The organism is Paenibacillus sp. FSL R7-0026, assembly GCF_038004485.1.
Lineage (GTDB): Bacteria > Bacillota > Bacilli > Paenibacillales > Paenibacillaceae > Paenibacillus > Paenibacillus xylanexedens_A.
On record NZ_JBBORG010000001.1, the window covers coordinates 2,882,799 to 2,898,161 of the forward strand.

Sequence of the window (15,363 nt, forward strand, 5' to 3'; positions counted from 1 at the left end):
TCCGCAGGCGTGCCGGGGCACGTCAAGGGAAAGTGACGCAGGAGGGGGCGAAAAGGCGGTGAAAGATGCACTTCAGCGAGTTTTGAGACACGACCTAACAAGGAGGGACAGACGATGTATAACGTTATGATCGTTGAGGATAGCAAACCGATATTACGTAATATTAAAATGCTCTTGGAGACGCTGAGCTTCCCGATTCGTATAGCTGCTACGGCAACGAATGGAGAAGAAGCCTTGGCAGCGTTAAAGCAGTCATCGATTGATCTGCTGTTGACAGATATACGAATGCCGAAAATGGATGGGCTGTCCCTGATTGAGCAAGCCAAGCTTGCCAACCCGGATCTGAAGGTCATCTTGATTAGCGGTTATAGCGATTTTGAATACACAAGAAAAGCATTGAACTTGCAAGTGTTTGACTATTTGTTAAAACCTGTTGAGCGAGAGGCGCTTGAAGAAGTCATGGGTCGGGTAATTGACCAACTTGATCAACAGATGTCCAAGGAACTGCTGGATTTGCAGGAAATCATTCATCCCCAATGTGAGACTACGCCGAAACAGGGGGAGGAGTTTCCGCCTTTATTCAATCAGATGTTGATCATTATGAGCAAACAGCCTTTTACCACAGGGCATGAACGATGGGTGCAGGTGGAACTTGAGGGTATAGTGCAGGATTTTTTTGCATTCCATCCTTGTCGTGTTTACACTAGTCAAACCCCATATCAATTTGTCGCGTTTGTCAATAAGAGTGCACTCGAGGTGTACTCTTCCGTACATGAATGTCTTGAATCGTTGCGACGGCATTTGGTTGCGCATGACATCGATGCGATCATTGGAGGACAACTTCTATTCGCTGAGTCTGGTAATCTGCCGGAGCTCTATCACCGCATGTCATCCATTTTGTCTGAGCAGCAACGGTTGAAACAAGGAATAGTGTTGGATACCGGGAATCCGGTGTCGATGGCCAGATCTGAGACAGGCTGTCTGGATCCGGTGCAGGAATCTGCTTTTGTACAGATGATACAGGCTCGGCAGAAAGAAAGGTTTGCTCTTAAGTTATCCGAATTGCTGAATCGATGGGCAGAGGAAAATGTACATATGACCGAGGTGGATCGGTTTATCGGATTGATTGTAGACACGTTTGCTCATCTGTACGAGGAACAGGGGTCGGGCATGAGATTGGGCCTGGAGCTTCGGTCAAAACAATTCGCCCAGGCACAGTCCTATGCCGATTTTTGCCGGGAACTGACGGAATGGACGGGACAGTGCTTCGATATGCTGCAATCCCACGTTCGAAAAAGCAAGGCGATCCTGTTCGAGCAGATTGACGATTACGTAAAACTGAATAAATACTCTCCACTGTCGATCAACGACATTGCCGTGAAATTTCACGTTAGCCCGTCGTATGTCAGCAGAGTGATCAAGAACGCAACACAAATTACGTTTGTCCAGTATTACACCCGGCTTCGCATTCAGGAGGCCTGCAGACTGATGGAAAGTCAACCCGACATGAAGTTTAAGGAAGTTTCCGATTTGCTGTCGTTTAGCGATCAGCACTATTTCTCGAAGGTGTTCAAAGAGTATACGGGGCTAAGTCCTACGGATTATAAACAACAGATGTCTGGTATAAAGACCCAATCATAGTTAACAAACCCTTTTTATTTATGTTATAATACTAAACAAATACGGCTTGTTACTGAATTCATTCAGGCAATACCTATGTATATACATGCTCAAAGTTTCTTTGGGTGTGCATATATATGGGTTTTTTTGCGTTTACTGGCCGATTGGTTCTGCCAAAAATGAATAAAGAGAGGAAGATTGAACTTGAAAAAGGAAAAGAAAAAAAGGTCATTTTATAAGAAAGGAGGAGCCGTTTTACGATTAATGAGCACTCGACTCATTGCAGCTTTCCTTGCGGTACTTATTATCCCCACTGCACTTATCGGATATTTCTCGTATCATAGTGCCAAAGATCAAGTACAACAAAAAATGACAGAGCCCATCAATACCATATTAACGATGACAGGACAGCATATTAACAATCTGATAGGGGAAAAAGCAGCATTATTGAGTTATATAGACAGTATGTATGGCTCCACTCCCAGTCAGGCGAACAACGAAACAGTACAAGTAGGAATCGACCAATTAGCTGATACATATCCTGATCTTCTTGCCATCACTGTGGGCAGCGACCAAGGTGGTGTTATATCATCTCCAGCAATCGAGGATGCAACATATGATCCACGCAGCACAACATGGTACACCAATGGTATGAGTAACAATGGAACACTCTTTTTCTCGAGTATTATGACAGATCCGGTATCCGGGAAGATTTATGTAGAAATTTCAAAAGCTCTTTCAAATCAACAAGGTGTAGCAAGTATTAAACTTGATCTGGAGCGATTAGCAAAAGAAATATCTTATGTGGATGTAGGAGGTAATGGGAGCCTGATTGTGGTTGACTCCAATCGAACCATCGCAGCTTGGTCTGGTGCCATTGTAAAAGGTGGCGGAGGAGAACTCGGCGGAGCGCTCATCGAGGGAATTCCAGTTCATCCAAATACGGCTTCAAGTTCCGATGAGCCGATGGCATTTTCACAATTTGTCAGAACAGATCTGGCGTATGATCTGGAGGTTTATAACGGTGTTAATGCTTTGACGGGGTGGAATGTCATTGCTTTGATGGGCCATGAAGACTTTATCGCCGCAGCGAAACCCATCATGGTATCGAGTCTAACCGTCATTGCTGTATCTGTATTAATTGCTGGAGTTATTATTTTCTTCATTCTGAGATCTTTTATTGTACCTATGCAAAAACTGAGAAAGGCCACCCGTAGCGTAAGCGAAGGGAATCTGTCTGAACGGGTGAATCTGAAAACCGAAAACGAATTTGGTATATTGGCAAATGATTTTGATCAAATGACCAGTTCCCTTCAATCGGTGGTTGCTGAACTTCATCAGACATCATCGTTGTTGAGCCACTCTTCCCAGATGATTCAGGAAAGTACAGAACAAACCACCCAATCGGTTCAACATGTGGCTGAAACCATGCAACAGACTGCGGAATCAGCTATCGTTGGGGCGGAGAATTCGGACCAAACCGCGAATGCCGTAGAAGAGATGGCGAGAGGCATCAGTACAATTGCAGAATCTGCGAGCGCGATTGTGGATTCGGCTGAAGAGACGGAGCGCGCTGTTGCTAATGGTGGAAAAACGATAAATCAGGTCGGAGAACAAATGGAACATATTCTCGGAGCTGTTGAAGAAACCTCGGCATTGATTAATGAGCTGTCCAGTCTCTCCGCCGAAGCCAATCGAATGAATGAAGCGATTGCGGATATCTCTCGGCAAACCAACCTTCTATCACTGAATGCCTCTATTGAAGCTTCAAGAGCAGGAGAACACGGTAAAGGTTTTGCTGTCGTTGCTGGTGAGGTGCGCACGTTATCCATGCAATCCAAACAGAGTGCGGACGACATTGGCGCTACCATTGGCAAAATGCTCGATCTGATTGCCAAATCCACATCTCTTATGAATGATAAAGTTCGCAATCAAGTTGGTGAAGGAATGCGGATTAGCCAAGAAGCTTCTGCAACCATATCGAACATTGAACAATATACAACGCATATCGTGGATCAAATTCAGGATATTTCCGCTGTCTCCGAACAGTTGTCAGCAAGTACGGAAGAAGTCTCGGCTACAGTTGCCGCGATGAGTCACATCTCTAAAGTGTCGGCTGACAGTGCTCAGACAACTTCAGCAGCAGCCCAAGAACAAATGGCGGCAATGCAGGAGATATCGGCATCATCTGCACAGTTATCCAAAACAGCTGATAACATGCAAGAATTGGTTCGCCGGTTTAAGCTCTAGAGTAGACGTAAGTAAATGTGTAAAGAAATATGTAAAGAGATATGTAAAGCACCAGGCGCTCCCCCAATGGAGCGCCTTTTTGCATGTAGTGAGATTAGTAAGAATGTGACGCCTCATCCCCGAACATATCCTTTTGATTCCTTTTTCGGAAACTCCGTGGAGATTCACCAACCGTTTTGGTAAATAAAATCGTAAAGTAATTGGGGTTATCGTAACCGACCAGTTTGGCAATTTCCCATATTTTTTTGTTAGTTGAAACTAATAATCGGGTAGCTTCACCCATTCTTCGTTGAATCAGGTAATGATAAGGAGAAGTGCCATAGTGATTTTTATACATATGAATTAAGTAATAAAAATCGATATGAAATTGATCTGCCAATTCTTTGAGTTTAATGTTTTGCCGATAGTTGGTATCTAAATAGTCTTTAATGCTCTCAGCAAGGTTATTACTCCGAACACTCTCTTCATCAGGAAGCTGTTGACGGGACTGCCGATCGATGATCAGAAGTATTGCTTTCAGGACATGCCCAGAGATCGACTCGTATCCATGTTCCCGGATTGAAAATTCATTGAAGAGAGTCTGCATTAACGCATGGAGCTCATCGGAATATCGATTGGCTCGAATGATCGGCTTGTTAGAGGGAGGGATGACCAAATCCTCGTGGGTGCCTTCAGTAAAACGAAAGCCGCAATAAAAGGTGGATAACGGGAATTCAGGATTGGACTTCTCCTCGTGAAGAGTACCCTTGTTATAAATGAGCATGTCCCCTTTTTGAGCCCAGTGTTTGGTACCGTCAATGGTGAACAATCCTTTGCCTTCAGTTACGTAGATAATCTCATGCAGATCGTCATGTTTATGCGTCGGAAAACTCCATTGGGGATTGTCGGCCAGTTTTCCTACATAAATAATGGTACAATCTCGATTTGGATGCCGTTGGCCGAATTCGTGGTGTGTATTCATCTATGTCTTCCCTTCAGAATCAGTAATGAAAGTCTGTGTTGTAATGACAACATATATAATGTTTTGCAATAAAACCACAACAACCTTGATTGTCGCCATGGTATATCTGACAGTACAATTTCACTATCCAAAATGTACTATATATCGAAAGTGAAGGGATGGGAAAGCAGAAAATACATGAATTAATGATCGCAAACAGAATTGAAGCGCTTGCAACAATAGAAAGGATTAGTGAGTATTGATTTATGACTAGAAATAGAGAGAACCTACTTATTTTAACGCTTACGCTTGTTAGCTTTGTATTAGGAACAACTGAGTATGTGATCGTGGGTGTGTTGAAGGAAATTGAAAGTTACATGAAAGTATCACTTGCTGCCGCAGGTATGCTTGTCTCCGGTTTTGCGATTGCATACGCAGTGGGTACACCATTTGCCGTGGCCTTCTTGGCTAAAATATCCAGAAGAAGTTCCATATTGATTGGATTCGGGATCGTATTAGCATTAAATCTATTGACCGTGTTCTCAACAACGTTCTCTTCTCTGATGGTCATTCGCATCGTATCAGCCGTTGCTTGTGGACTTACGATATCGCTTTCGATCTCGATCGTAAGCGACGCAGTGAACCGGGAGCGAAGAGGGGAAGCTATCGCCTGGATTCTGGGCGGATTTTCAATCGCTAATGTGTTAGGTGTTCCGCTCGGTACTTTTATCGGACAACATCTGAGCTGGTCCATGACGTTTGTTGTTACGGCATGCATAGGTGTTGTGCCGCTGATGTTCATGTTCCGTATTCTGCCACGCCAAACAACAACGATTGCAGGTTCGTTCAGTGATCAGATGTCTCTCTTTTTAAAACCACGGATATTGCTGGCCTGTCTGATCCCGGTACTGGGAAACAGCTGTATTTTCGTCGTTTTTACGTACATTACGCCACTCCTGAGTGAGACAATGGGTGTGCCAGTACAATGGATTAGTGCCATACTCCTGATCTATGGAGCCTGTAGCATCCTGAGTAACTGGATTGGTGCCAAAATAGCCAAGGGTGACTTCCTGCCCAAGCTCAAGCGGCTTTTCGTCATCCAAGCCATACTGTTCCTTGGCATGAGTTTTACCGTTTCTAATGTGTGGCTCGGCTTGGCGTTTCTGTTCCTGATTGGATGTCTGTCATCCTCCATGAGCGCGGCATCCCAGTTATATTTGTTTGATGTGTCAGGATCGATTGCGCCGGGGTCCAAAGCATTTGCATCTACACTCCTGCCTGTGGCGGCCAATGTAGGTATAGCGCTAGGCTCTGGTGTCGGGGGAATTGCCGTCAATATGGGTGGTGTCCAGTGGGTGCCTCCAGTTGCTGTGATGCTTGCCTTGCTGGCTTTTGTCGTTACCCTGATATGCCAGCGTTCCATCCAAGTGAATTCAGGCGAAGTAACAACTGCAAAAGCAGCTTAGATGAGATGATGTTTAAACTAAATGCATGAATCCATATCCGTGGTATTTGGACTACAAACAAAGTCGCTGTTATAGCGGCTTTGTTTGTTTTTTTAGTTTTCCAGCATTCCGGATGAAACGGGTTCGCAGATGATAGAGGTAGGATAATGCAATAATTCAGTGAATTCATATATGAAGAGATCTGATAAAATGAATGAAAAGCTGGGAGGTAAAGCCATGAAAAAGCCCATGATCGGTGTGCTGCCTTTATATGATACTGACAAAAAAAGTTACTGGATGCTTCCAGAATATATGAATGCCATAGAAGTAGCAGGTGGGATTCCAATTATGCTTCCTTTGACAACGGATACCGAGATCATAGCAACGCTGGCTAATCAGTTCGATGGGTTCCTGTTCACCGGGGGACATGATCTCAATCCTGAGCTGTATCATGAGCATGCTGAGGTTACCTGTGGAGAGTTGTGTATTGAACGCGATATGATGGAGTCGACATTATTACAAAAGGTAATTGAGCTTGATAAGCCTGCCTTTGGCATATGCCGTGGACTACAGCTATTTAACGTTATGTTGGGTGGGACGTTATATCAAGACATTCCAACTAGCCTTCAACTTCATGGGAACAAGATCGTTAATCATAAGCAAAGTCCGCCGTATACGAATCTCGTACATGATGTACATATTGAGGAAAATAATATCCTATACGATATCTTGCAAACCGATACGATGAAAGTGAACAGTTATCACCATCAGGGAATCAAGATGTTATCGGATAAGTTAAAGGCCGTCGCAGTGGCTGAAGATGGACTCGTGGAATCCGTGGTCATGCCAAACCGTTCATTTGTTTTGGCTGTGCAGTGGCATCCAGAGTACAGCTACAAAGTAGATGACTATAGTCAAAAGTTATTTGCGGCGTTTGTTAATGCTTCTAAATCCCCGTCCTATACTATCCATATTGAAGACATAACCGCATAAAATGTGAAAAAGAAAAAAGACCTCCTGTTTATAAAAACAGAGGAGGTCTTTGTATTGGTGAATGTAGTCGTGATGAGTAAAAGTGGTATTACCATTACGATTGTAGTGGAATGATTATTTTAATCCAGACTTCGTGTTGGCATGCTCTTCAGCATTCAGGGAAGCAATCAGCTTTTCGCCTTCAACATCCAGGTTTGGCAGAATGCGATCCAGCCATTTTGGAAGTGCCCAAGCTTTGTCTCCGAAAATAGCCATGATGGCAGGGACCAAGCCCATACGGATGATAAAAGCATCAATCAGAATACCTACCGCCAAGGTGAAACCAATCTGCTTGATCATGACATCATCGGTGAAGATAAATCCTGCGAATACAGAGACCATGATCACCGCTGCGGCAACAACCACGCGACTTACCTGGTTGTACCCATGAACGACGGATTCGGTTCCGCGTTGACCATGAACATAAGATTCCCGCATGGAGCTAACGAGGAAGACCTGATAGTCCATCGCGAGGCCGTACAGGATACCTGTCACGATGATCGGCATAAAGCTCAGCAGCGGGCCGCCGGTATCGAAACCAAAGAGCGAATGCAGCCAGCCCCATTGGAATACAGCAGTTGTGATCCCGAATGTAGCCAGGATACTAAGCAGGAAGCCAATTGTTGCTTTGATGGGAACGATGATCGAACGGAATACAAGTAACAGGATGATCAGTGACAACAGGATGATGATACCTACATAAATAGGGAACACCTGCGCCAGTTTGGCTGACATATCGATGTTAACAGCTGTAAGTCCAGTAACTCCGAGCTTCACATCATAGTTCTGTGCGATGCCGGAATCAGCAGAGCGCAGATCATTGACCAGTGTTTTAGTGAGCGCATCGTTAGGACCTGTTTTTGGAATGAGACTAAAGATCGCCAAATCTTCTGTCATCCCAAGCGGTGTAACCTGTGCAACGTTGTTTTGACTTTGAAGCTCCATTACGAGACCGCCCAAGAGTTCCGGCGTGACTTTTGCGGAAGATTGATTAGGCTCTGCGACCAGAATAAGTGGTCCATTGAATCCTTCTCCGAAGCCTTCCGAGATGGCATCATAACTCTGTCTTGCGTCTGTATCGAGATTCGCTGAGGAAGCGCCAGGGATACCCATTTCCATTTTCGCGATCGGTGTCGCGGCAAAACCAAGAATGACGATGATGGCGATAATGGTAGCCCAACGATTCTTGATAATGAATTTCACCCATCTATCCGCGACTCCGTGGCTAGTGGCTTTAGGATGTTTCGCGCTTTTCTCACGAGCTTTGGCGGAACAGATGCGTTCTCCTACCAATCCCAGCAAAGCCGGCAACAGGGTTAAAGCAACAAATACGTTGATGAGCACGGTGGCAGCTGCGACCAAAGCCATCGTAGACAAGAAGGTGAGACCGATGACAAGCATACCGCACAGTGCAATAATAACCGTTAATCCGGCAAAAAATACTGCGCTGCCTGATGTGCCAATGGCTCTTGCCGTTGCTTCTTTTGCACTTAAGCCTTGATCAATAATCATTCGACGCTGGCGATTGACAATGAAGAGCGCATAGTCGATTCCGACAGCCAATCCAACCATAAGAGCCAGAACGGAAGTGACACTAGGCATTTCAATGAATTTGGAGATGGAGAACGCACCACCAACTCCAATGGCAACACCGAGGAGTGCTGTGATCAGAGGCAGACCTGCTGCAACAACGGAGCCAAGGGTGATCAGCAATACAATGACAGCAATCACCAATCCGACAATCTCAGCCGAGCCAACCCCAATCGATACCGCTTTGAGCGTTTCGCCCGGTAGCACCGTAATATTGGTTCCTTGCTCTACCGTCATAACGGACTGAATCACGGAATCAAATACATCTTGCGTGATGGCAGACTGTTCGATTGTAAATTGGAACTGGAACAGTGCAATACTGCCGTCCGAAGAGATCAGCATACCAGGTACAGGAACACCATCCACCATCAAAGGTCCATAGGGAGGAGGTGTGGTTGTTGCGGATTGCGCCGTATCAGTAGCCTGAGCATTCTGAGCCATCTCAGCCGTAGCACCCGAATTGCCCGCTTCAGCTGCGTAGTCCGCAGGGTTAATGACTTTGTCTAATCCGTAAACTTCATTAACACCTTTCATCATGGCTGCCAAACGTTCAGGCGTATCCAAACGCTCGTTGTCAGGTGCTTTGAACACAACGCTTCCTTGACCGCCAGAGGCGGCTGGCAGTTCTTTTGCCAATTGATCCAGAACCTTCTGCGACTCTGTACCTTCAATCTTCATTTCAGAACTGATGTGAATACCATTGATGCTGATCATGGAGATGACAATTCCCAGAATTAAAACCCAGCCAATGATGAAGGTTGCAGGTTTGCTAAAAGCGGTTTTCCCCACTCGGTATAATAATGTAGACATTTCTCTATTTTACACTCCCTCTAAGATGAATGTGGATGGTTAGCTTGTTCGAATCCTGCACGCAAATGATTAAATGTGGTTTCCAAAAATTGATCAAAGGTGATAGCACCGGGCTTGGTATCTTCAGTCATGACTTGTCCGGGCAGCAACACATTGAGTCTTCCATCAATTAATGGCAGTATCGTTCCATATAGTGCGTTAATCAGAAGATAAGTATAGATCTCATCATACTTCCCGTTGGATAAGTCTAATAAGGTATCTTGTGCCTGTGTCTGCATCCGGTGCATGGCTCCAAGGTAATGCGGTTCTAACACGGGATAGGTCTTGGATAGCGAGAGTAGTTGATGAAGCCTTCCTATAAGTTCTGTTGTAAGTTGCATCTTGATCAGGTTATACAGTACGTCAAGCAAGGAGACGTTGTCGGGCATTTCGGTAAGTAACTCTTCGAGTTCCGTTGTATTCTGAACGGCTATTGCACCTCTTGCTACGGCTTCCTCTTTACATGTGAAGTAGTTTGCAAATGTTCTACGTGAACAGCCCACTTGATGCACGATATCTTCGACCGTAAAGCCATCAAGCCCATGTTCAAGGGTAAGTTCAAATGCAGCACCAGCAAGCGCTTTTTCAGTCGCTTCTTTTTTCAAATGTCGCAAGTTTCGTTTGATCATTATTCTCCGCTTATGCGTTCACCTCCAACACCAATGACTATGGTTTAATTCTTTTAAGAAGAGCACACTTACTGAATATGCACTTTGTGAGGTTTATCATAACAAACAAGTTGCTCATTGTGCAAATTTACTCATTGTGCAATTATTTTATATGACAGCTATACTGCGAATCAATGCTTCAACTCCTGAGGAATGAATGTTAAAATCAATAGAAAAACTTGGGGCGATAACGAGATATGAGTAGTCGTAAACAAAGTTTATTGGAAACAGCACTTGCACTATTTTTAGAGCATAGTTATGCAAATACAACAATTCAGATGATTCTGGATCAATCAGGTGTATCCAAAGGCACATTCTACAAATTCTTCAGTTCCAAAGAAGACTGTTTATATTCGATTATTGATCAGCGTATGCAAGAGGATGTTTTCATTCGCAAAGAGCTTGAACAAAATCACTATAAATCGGATTATGACCTGCTCGTAGATCAGATTGCGATTCCTATGTCTGTACCTAATAAAGAGCGAGTATGGGAATTATATTGGACGGGTTTTTATTCCGGGGAGATCAACTCAGCCAAACTGGCTACAGTTCACCTAAAATGGCTGTCCACACGCTTGATTCAGGTGTTCGGGAACGATATTAGCTTATATGCCAACGAAGGGGCCATATTGTGCTATGGCATATTACATCAGATTGCCAACACATCAAGAAGTCTTAATACGCCAAAACCGATATGGAGCGAAGTGGTTCCAAAAGTACTAACGTACATTGAAGTGATCCTAAGAACCATGCATCAGAGAAATGAACATATTTTCGACTTTCAGTCTCTCTATTTCCTGAATGCCGATGAGCGTAACCATGATATGGGACTGGATATTGATACTCTGTTGGAGGAATTGGAAGAGTTCAACAAGCGTGTTCAAAAATCCAAGGAATCTGCATCATTGAAGCAACTTTCGAAGGGGCTTTTAGCGCTACTACAGGATCAAGAGGATTTAAATATTCCTGTAATCGAAGTGGTGCTTCAAGCGTTTCACAAAGAGTACAAATCCAGTGCGTTTCAATCTGAAGCCAATAGACTGACCGAAGCCTGTTGGTGGTACTTGGAACTGGTGAAGCAACGTAATTAATATGGGGGTTGGCTCGTAGCCGACCTCTTTTTTTCTTTTTTATGCCCGTATTTTTTATTAATATACTATTAGTATATTAATAAAATGTTGTTATAACAGTTGTTTTATGCTGTTTAAACTATGATATTTGAAATTAAATATACGAGTAGTATATAATCGAAATGAACATATATTTCCATAGATTTGAATAACTTCACTTCGAAAGGAAGATTATTATGAATAATTCGAATAACCAGACATCAGAAAAAGTAGAATTTAATTTGTTTAGCGAAGAAAATAGTAAAGATCCATTTGCCATGTTTGCACAGATGCGCGCCAAAGGTTCCGTTGTCCCTATTCCTAATCCGATGGGTGGAGCAGGGCAAACCTGGATTGTAACTCAGATGGACGTCGCCATGGAAGTGCTGAAAGATCACTCTCGATTTACGGTAGATATGAACTCTATTGATAGTGGCAATGATATTCGAAAGAATCTCTCAGGTGAGCTTGGTTCATCGGAACCCCAGACTTTTTTTACCGGAAAGTCGATGCTTTTTGTTGATGAACCGGATCACCGAAGACTGCGTAGCCTGGTTTCCAAAGCGTTCACGCCAAGATATATGGAAAGCCTGCGTCCACGCGTCCAGGAAATTGCCGATGAGTTGATTGACCAATTCGAAGGAAAAGGAGAGATGGATCTTGTAAAAGACTATGCCTATCCTTTCCCAATCAACGTTATTTCCGAGATGTTGGGTATACCTCAGGAAGACCGACCTCAGATCCATGTATGGTCTGAAGCTATTGCCAAAGGTCTTGGTTTTGGTAAACAGGACCCTGCCGTAGCGCAGCACTTACGATCATTCGCAGAGTACACCTCACAGCTTGTGGCGAACAAACGAATAGAACCTTCAGATGACCTCATCAGTCAATTGATTGCGATTGAGGAGGAGGGTGATCGACTGAATGAAGATGAATTAATATCCATGATCACGTTATTGATATTTGCTGGACATGAGACAACTTCCAATCTGATTGCAACCGGCTCTTATCTTCTTCTGACCCATCCCGAACAACTGGAACAACTGAAACAAGATCTGGATCTGGTTCCTTCTGCAGTGGAGGAGTTGCTGCGATATAACGGACCCGCCACTTCTTCAGGTCCTCGTTATGCAACGCAAGACACGGAGTTGGATGGACAATTGATTCAAAAGGGAGATGTTGTGATTCCCCTACTGAAATCAGCGAATCGGGACGAGCAGCAGTTCACTGACCCCGAAGAGTTGGATATTGAACGCAAAATAAAACGGCATTTGGCCTTTGGACACGGCATTCATATGTGTCTTGGCGCTCCACTTGCTCGTGTAGAAGGGGACGTGGCGTTTACTACGCTTTTACGTCGGCTACCGGACATTCAGCTCAGTATTCCTCAGGAAGAGATTCATTGGCACTCTGCTTTGTCATCACAGGGATTGGCAGCATTGCCTGTGAAATTTTAATAGATAAACTTAGTGTGACCCATTGGAGTATGACGAATTTTCGTCATACTCTTTATTTGTATAGATGATAGAATGGAATGAACAAGAAACATGTTAATGGATTGAACACTGCTTAATGTAAAAGATAAAGTGGATACATAATTTTTGTGGTGGAGGTAAACCTTATGAATAAAGTTGAACAATTCATGCATAAAGCCATTGAGATTGCTTTGCAAGCTCGCAAAGAAGGAAACGAACCATTCGGAGCCATTCTGGTGAAAAACGGAGAGGTCGTCATGATTGGGGAAAATAAAATCAACACTTTTTGTGACCCTACGCATCATGCAGAAATTGGGCTTATCCGAAAGTATTGTTCCGAACATCATGTGTTTGACCTGAGCGAATACACTCTGTATACGAGTTGTGAACCGTGTGTGATGTGTTCCGGTGCGATGGTTTGGTCGAATCTGGGGAGGCTGGTGTATAGTGTATCCCATGATCAATTAGCTGAAATTGCTGGTGGCAACATCATGATCTCGTGTGAAGAAGTATTCGACAAAAGTCCTCAAAAGCCTGAGGTAGTAGGGAAATTACTGGGCGCAGAAGGGTTAAAAGTATTCGAAGGATATCAATTTCATTCCTAGTCGTTATCCGGGCAAAAAATTATTTTTTGATAATTGCTTGATTTTTTTTTCAACGTCTGATAGTGTAAGACCTGTGATTTTGGGAAGTTAATTTATCAATATGAATTAGAGCTTTCCAGCAGATAATTTTGACCACTTCACCAGGAAGTTAAGGCCATACGGACAGCCGGGTCAAACGCCGATTGGCAACTTACGTTGCTTTATTGATTGAGTTCAAAGCTCAAATTTTATAAGTTGGTTACTTTACAACCAGTGCAATTGCACATCAACTTGTGAAACGGTCAATAAGAGTGGTAAAGGCGAATTATTTGCTATATAGACTCTGATCCAATATTGATATACATGAAGGAGCTTTCCGCCAAAGGAGTTCTTGTGAACTTTTTTGGTCATGGAGACTTCACGTCTTTTTTATGATGTATATCGATAAGCAAGTGTGATGATGCGCGATTGCGAGCATTTTTCACCTTGCTTTTTTTGTTGTCTTGTTGTCACCGTATTAAACCAATTTAAAAAAATACATATTGGGATAGGAGAATGTAAAATGGGAAAAGCACTAATCATCGGCGCCGGCGGCGTTGCTTCCGTGGCAGTACACAAATGCGTTCAAAACAGCGAAGTTTTTGAGGAAATCTGCATCGCGAGTCGTACAAAATCCAAATGTGATGAACTCAAAGCCAAGCTGGACGGCGGAAAAACAAAAATTACAACAGCACAAGTAGATGCTGACAATGTTGACGAACTGATCGCTCTGATCAACGAAGTTAAACCTGATATCGTTATGAACCTTGCTTTGCCGTATCAAGATCTGACAATCATGGATGCTTGTCTTGCAACTAAAACAAATTACATGGACACAGCGAACTATGAGCCACATGATACAGCGAAGTTTGAATACAGCTGGCAATGGGATTACAAAGAGCGTTTTGAACAAGCAGGCATCACTGCATTGCTCGGTAGTGGATTTGACCCAGGTGTGACTGGCGTATTCTCCGCTTATGCCCTGAAGCACTACTTTGACGAAATTGAGTACATCGACATTCTGGACTGCAATGGCGGCGACCACGGCTATCCGTTCGCAACCAACTTCAACCCTGAAATCAACATTCGCGAAGTATCTGCGAACGGAAGATACTGGGAGAATGGTGAATGGATCGAAACAAAACCGATGGAAATCAAACGTGTCTACGACTTCAAAGAAGTTGGCGAGAAAGACATGTACCTGTTGTACCATGAGGAATTGGAATCTTTGGCAAAAAACATGCCAGGTCTGAAACGTATCCGTTTCTTCATGACATTTGGTCAAAGCTACCTGACTCACTTGAAAGCTCTTGAAAATGTAGGCATGACTTCAATCGAGCCTATTGAATATGAAGGTAAACAAATTATTCCACTGCAATTCCTGAAAGCAGTACTGCCGGATCCAGCATCCCTTGGACCACGTACTGTGGGTAAAACAAACATCGGTTGTATTTTCAAAGGCAAAAAAGATGGTCAAGACAAAACATATTATGTATACAATATCTGTGATCACCAAGAGTGCTACAAAGAAGTTGGTTCCCAAGCAATCTCGTACACAACAGGCGTTCCAGCTATGATCGGTGCAGCAATGATCATGACAGGCAAATGGAACAAACCAGGCGTATATAATGTAGAAGAGTTCAACCCAGATCCATTCATGGAAGAGTTGAACAAATGGGGCCTCCCATGGGTAGAAGACTTCAACCCGGTACTCGTTGATGAGCTGCCAGAAGAAGTTAAAGAATCGGAGCTTGTTCGTTAA

11 protein-coding genes are annotated in these 15,363 nt (G+C 43.7%); 8 read left to right on the forward strand and 3 right to left on the reverse strand.

The window, feature by feature from the left end; genetic code table 11:
- Window positions 1-114 precede the first annotated feature (114 nt).
- On the forward strand, window positions 115-1,641 hold the full coding sequence (locus tag MKY44_RS13055; protein ID WP_341007397.1) for a response regulator transcription factor: 1,527 nt from the start codon (window positions 115-117) through the stop codon (window positions 1,639-1,641).
- A 243-nt stretch (window positions 1,642-1,884) separates the two neighbouring features.
- Window positions 1,885-3,870, forward strand: coding sequence for a methyl-accepting chemotaxis protein (locus MKY44_RS13060; protein WP_341007398.1), 1,986 nt, complete (start codon window positions 1,885-1,887; stop codon window positions 3,868-3,870).
- A 94-nt stretch (window positions 3,871-3,964) separates the two neighbouring features.
- On the opposite strand, the gene MKY44_RS13065 is transcribed toward MKY44_RS13060, so the two are convergent.
- Window positions 3,965-4,831: an AraC family transcriptional regulator gene (locus tag MKY44_RS13065; RefSeq protein ID WP_341007399.1), complete on the reverse strand. Its 867-nt coding sequence runs from the start codon at window positions 4,829-4,831 to the stop codon at window positions 3,965-3,967.
- Between the two features lie 245 nt (window positions 4,832-5,076).
- Between MKY44_RS13065 and MKY44_RS13070 the strand changes: the two genes are divergently transcribed.
- The gene (locus MKY44_RS13070) at window positions 5,077-6,276 is read left to right on the forward strand and encodes an MFS transporter (protein ID WP_341007400.1); all 1,200 of its coding nucleotides are present in this window, start codon (window positions 5,077-5,079) and stop codon (window positions 6,274-6,276) included.
- A 216-nt stretch (window positions 6,277-6,492) separates the two neighbouring features.
- The gene (locus MKY44_RS13075; protein WP_341007401.1) at window positions 6,493-7,248 is read left to right on the forward strand and encodes a gamma-glutamyl-gamma-aminobutyrate hydrolase family protein; all 756 of its coding nucleotides are present in this window, start codon (window positions 6,493-6,495) and stop codon (window positions 7,246-7,248) included.
- A 114-nt stretch (window positions 7,249-7,362) separates the two neighbouring features.
- On the opposite strand, the gene MKY44_RS13080 is transcribed toward MKY44_RS13075, so the two are convergent.
- Together MKY44_RS13080 and MKY44_RS13085 are read right to left on the reverse strand one after the other, a co-directional pair.
- Entirely contained in the window at window positions 7,363-9,687 is a 2,325-nt protein-coding gene (locus MKY44_RS13080; protein WP_341007402.1) for an MMPL family transporter, read from the reverse strand.
- Between the two features lie 20 nt (window positions 9,688-9,707).
- Complete coding sequence (locus tag MKY44_RS13085) at window positions 9,708-10,355, reverse strand: TetR/AcrR family transcriptional regulator (protein ID WP_341007404.1); 648 nt, start codon at window positions 10,353-10,355, stop codon at window positions 9,708-9,710.
- A gap of 236 nt (window positions 10,356-10,591) precedes the next feature.
- Here MKY44_RS13085 and MKY44_RS13090 point away from each other — a divergent pair, with 236 nt between their 5' ends.
- The 4 genes from MKY44_RS13090 to MKY44_RS13105 all read left to right on the forward strand — a co-directional run bounded on the left by MKY44_RS13090 (window position 10,592) and on the right by MKY44_RS13105 (window position 15,363).
- Complete coding sequence (locus tag MKY44_RS13090; protein WP_341007405.1) at window positions 10,592-11,485, forward strand: TetR/AcrR family transcriptional regulator; 894 nt, start codon at window positions 10,592-10,594, stop codon at window positions 11,483-11,485.
- 215 nt (window positions 11,486-11,700) lie between these two features.
- Window positions 11,701-12,960 carry a cytochrome P450 family protein gene (locus MKY44_RS13095; protein ID WP_341007406.1) on the forward strand — a complete coding sequence of 420 codons (1,260 nt, stop codon included), beginning with the start codon at window positions 11,701-11,703 and terminating at the stop codon, window positions 12,958-12,960.
- A 164-nt stretch (window positions 12,961-13,124) separates the two neighbouring features.
- Window positions 13,125-13,583: a nucleoside deaminase gene (locus MKY44_RS13100; protein WP_341007407.1), complete on the forward strand. Its 459-nt coding sequence runs from the start codon at window positions 13,125-13,127 to the stop codon at window positions 13,581-13,583.
- Between the two features lie 541 nt (window positions 13,584-14,124).
- The gene (locus MKY44_RS13105; RefSeq protein WP_341007408.1) at window positions 14,125-15,363 is read left to right on the forward strand and encodes a saccharopine dehydrogenase family protein; all 1,239 of its coding nucleotides are present in this window, start codon (window positions 14,125-14,127) and stop codon (window positions 15,361-15,363) included.

Bases quoted from the DNA above. Each gene is read 5' to 3' on its own strand.
- MKY44_RS13095 (WP_341007406.1), top strand. From the start codon at position 11,701: ATGAATAATTCGAATAACCAGACATCAGAAAAAGTAGAATTTAATTTG.
- MKY44_RS13100 (WP_341007407.1), top strand. From the start codon at position 13,125: ATGAATAAAGTTGAACAATTCATGCATAAAGCCATTGAGATTGCTTTG.
- MKY44_RS13090 (WP_341007405.1), top strand. From the start codon at position 10,592: ATGAGTAGTCGTAAACAAAGTTTATTGGAAACAGCACTTGCACTATTT.
- MKY44_RS13075 (WP_341007401.1), top strand. From the start codon at position 6,493: ATGAAAAAGCCCATGATCGGTGTGCTGCCTTTATATGATACTGACAAA.
- MKY44_RS13085 (WP_341007404.1), bottom strand. From the start codon at position 10,355: ATGATCAAACGAAACTTGCGACATTTGAAAAAAGAAGCGACTGAAAAA.
- MKY44_RS13065 (WP_341007399.1), bottom strand. From the start codon at position 4,831: ATGAATACACACCACGAATTCGGCCAACGGCATCCAAATCGAGATTGT.
- MKY44_RS13070 (WP_341007400.1), top strand. From the start codon at position 5,077: ATGACTAGAAATAGAGAGAACCTACTTATTTTAACGCTTACGCTTGTT.
- MKY44_RS13055 (WP_341007397.1), top strand. From the start codon at position 115: ATGTATAACGTTATGATCGTTGAGGATAGCAAACCGATATTACGTAAT.
- MKY44_RS13060 (WP_341007398.1), top strand. From the start codon at position 1,885: ATGAGCACTCGACTCATTGCAGCTTTCCTTGCGGTACTTATTATCCCC.
- MKY44_RS13080 (WP_341007402.1), bottom strand. From the start codon at position 9,687: ATGTCTACATTATTATACCGAGTGGGGAAAACCGCTTTTAGCAAACCT.
- MKY44_RS13105 (WP_341007408.1), top strand. From the start codon at position 14,125: ATGGGAAAAGCACTAATCATCGGCGCCGGCGGCGTTGCTTCCGTGGCA.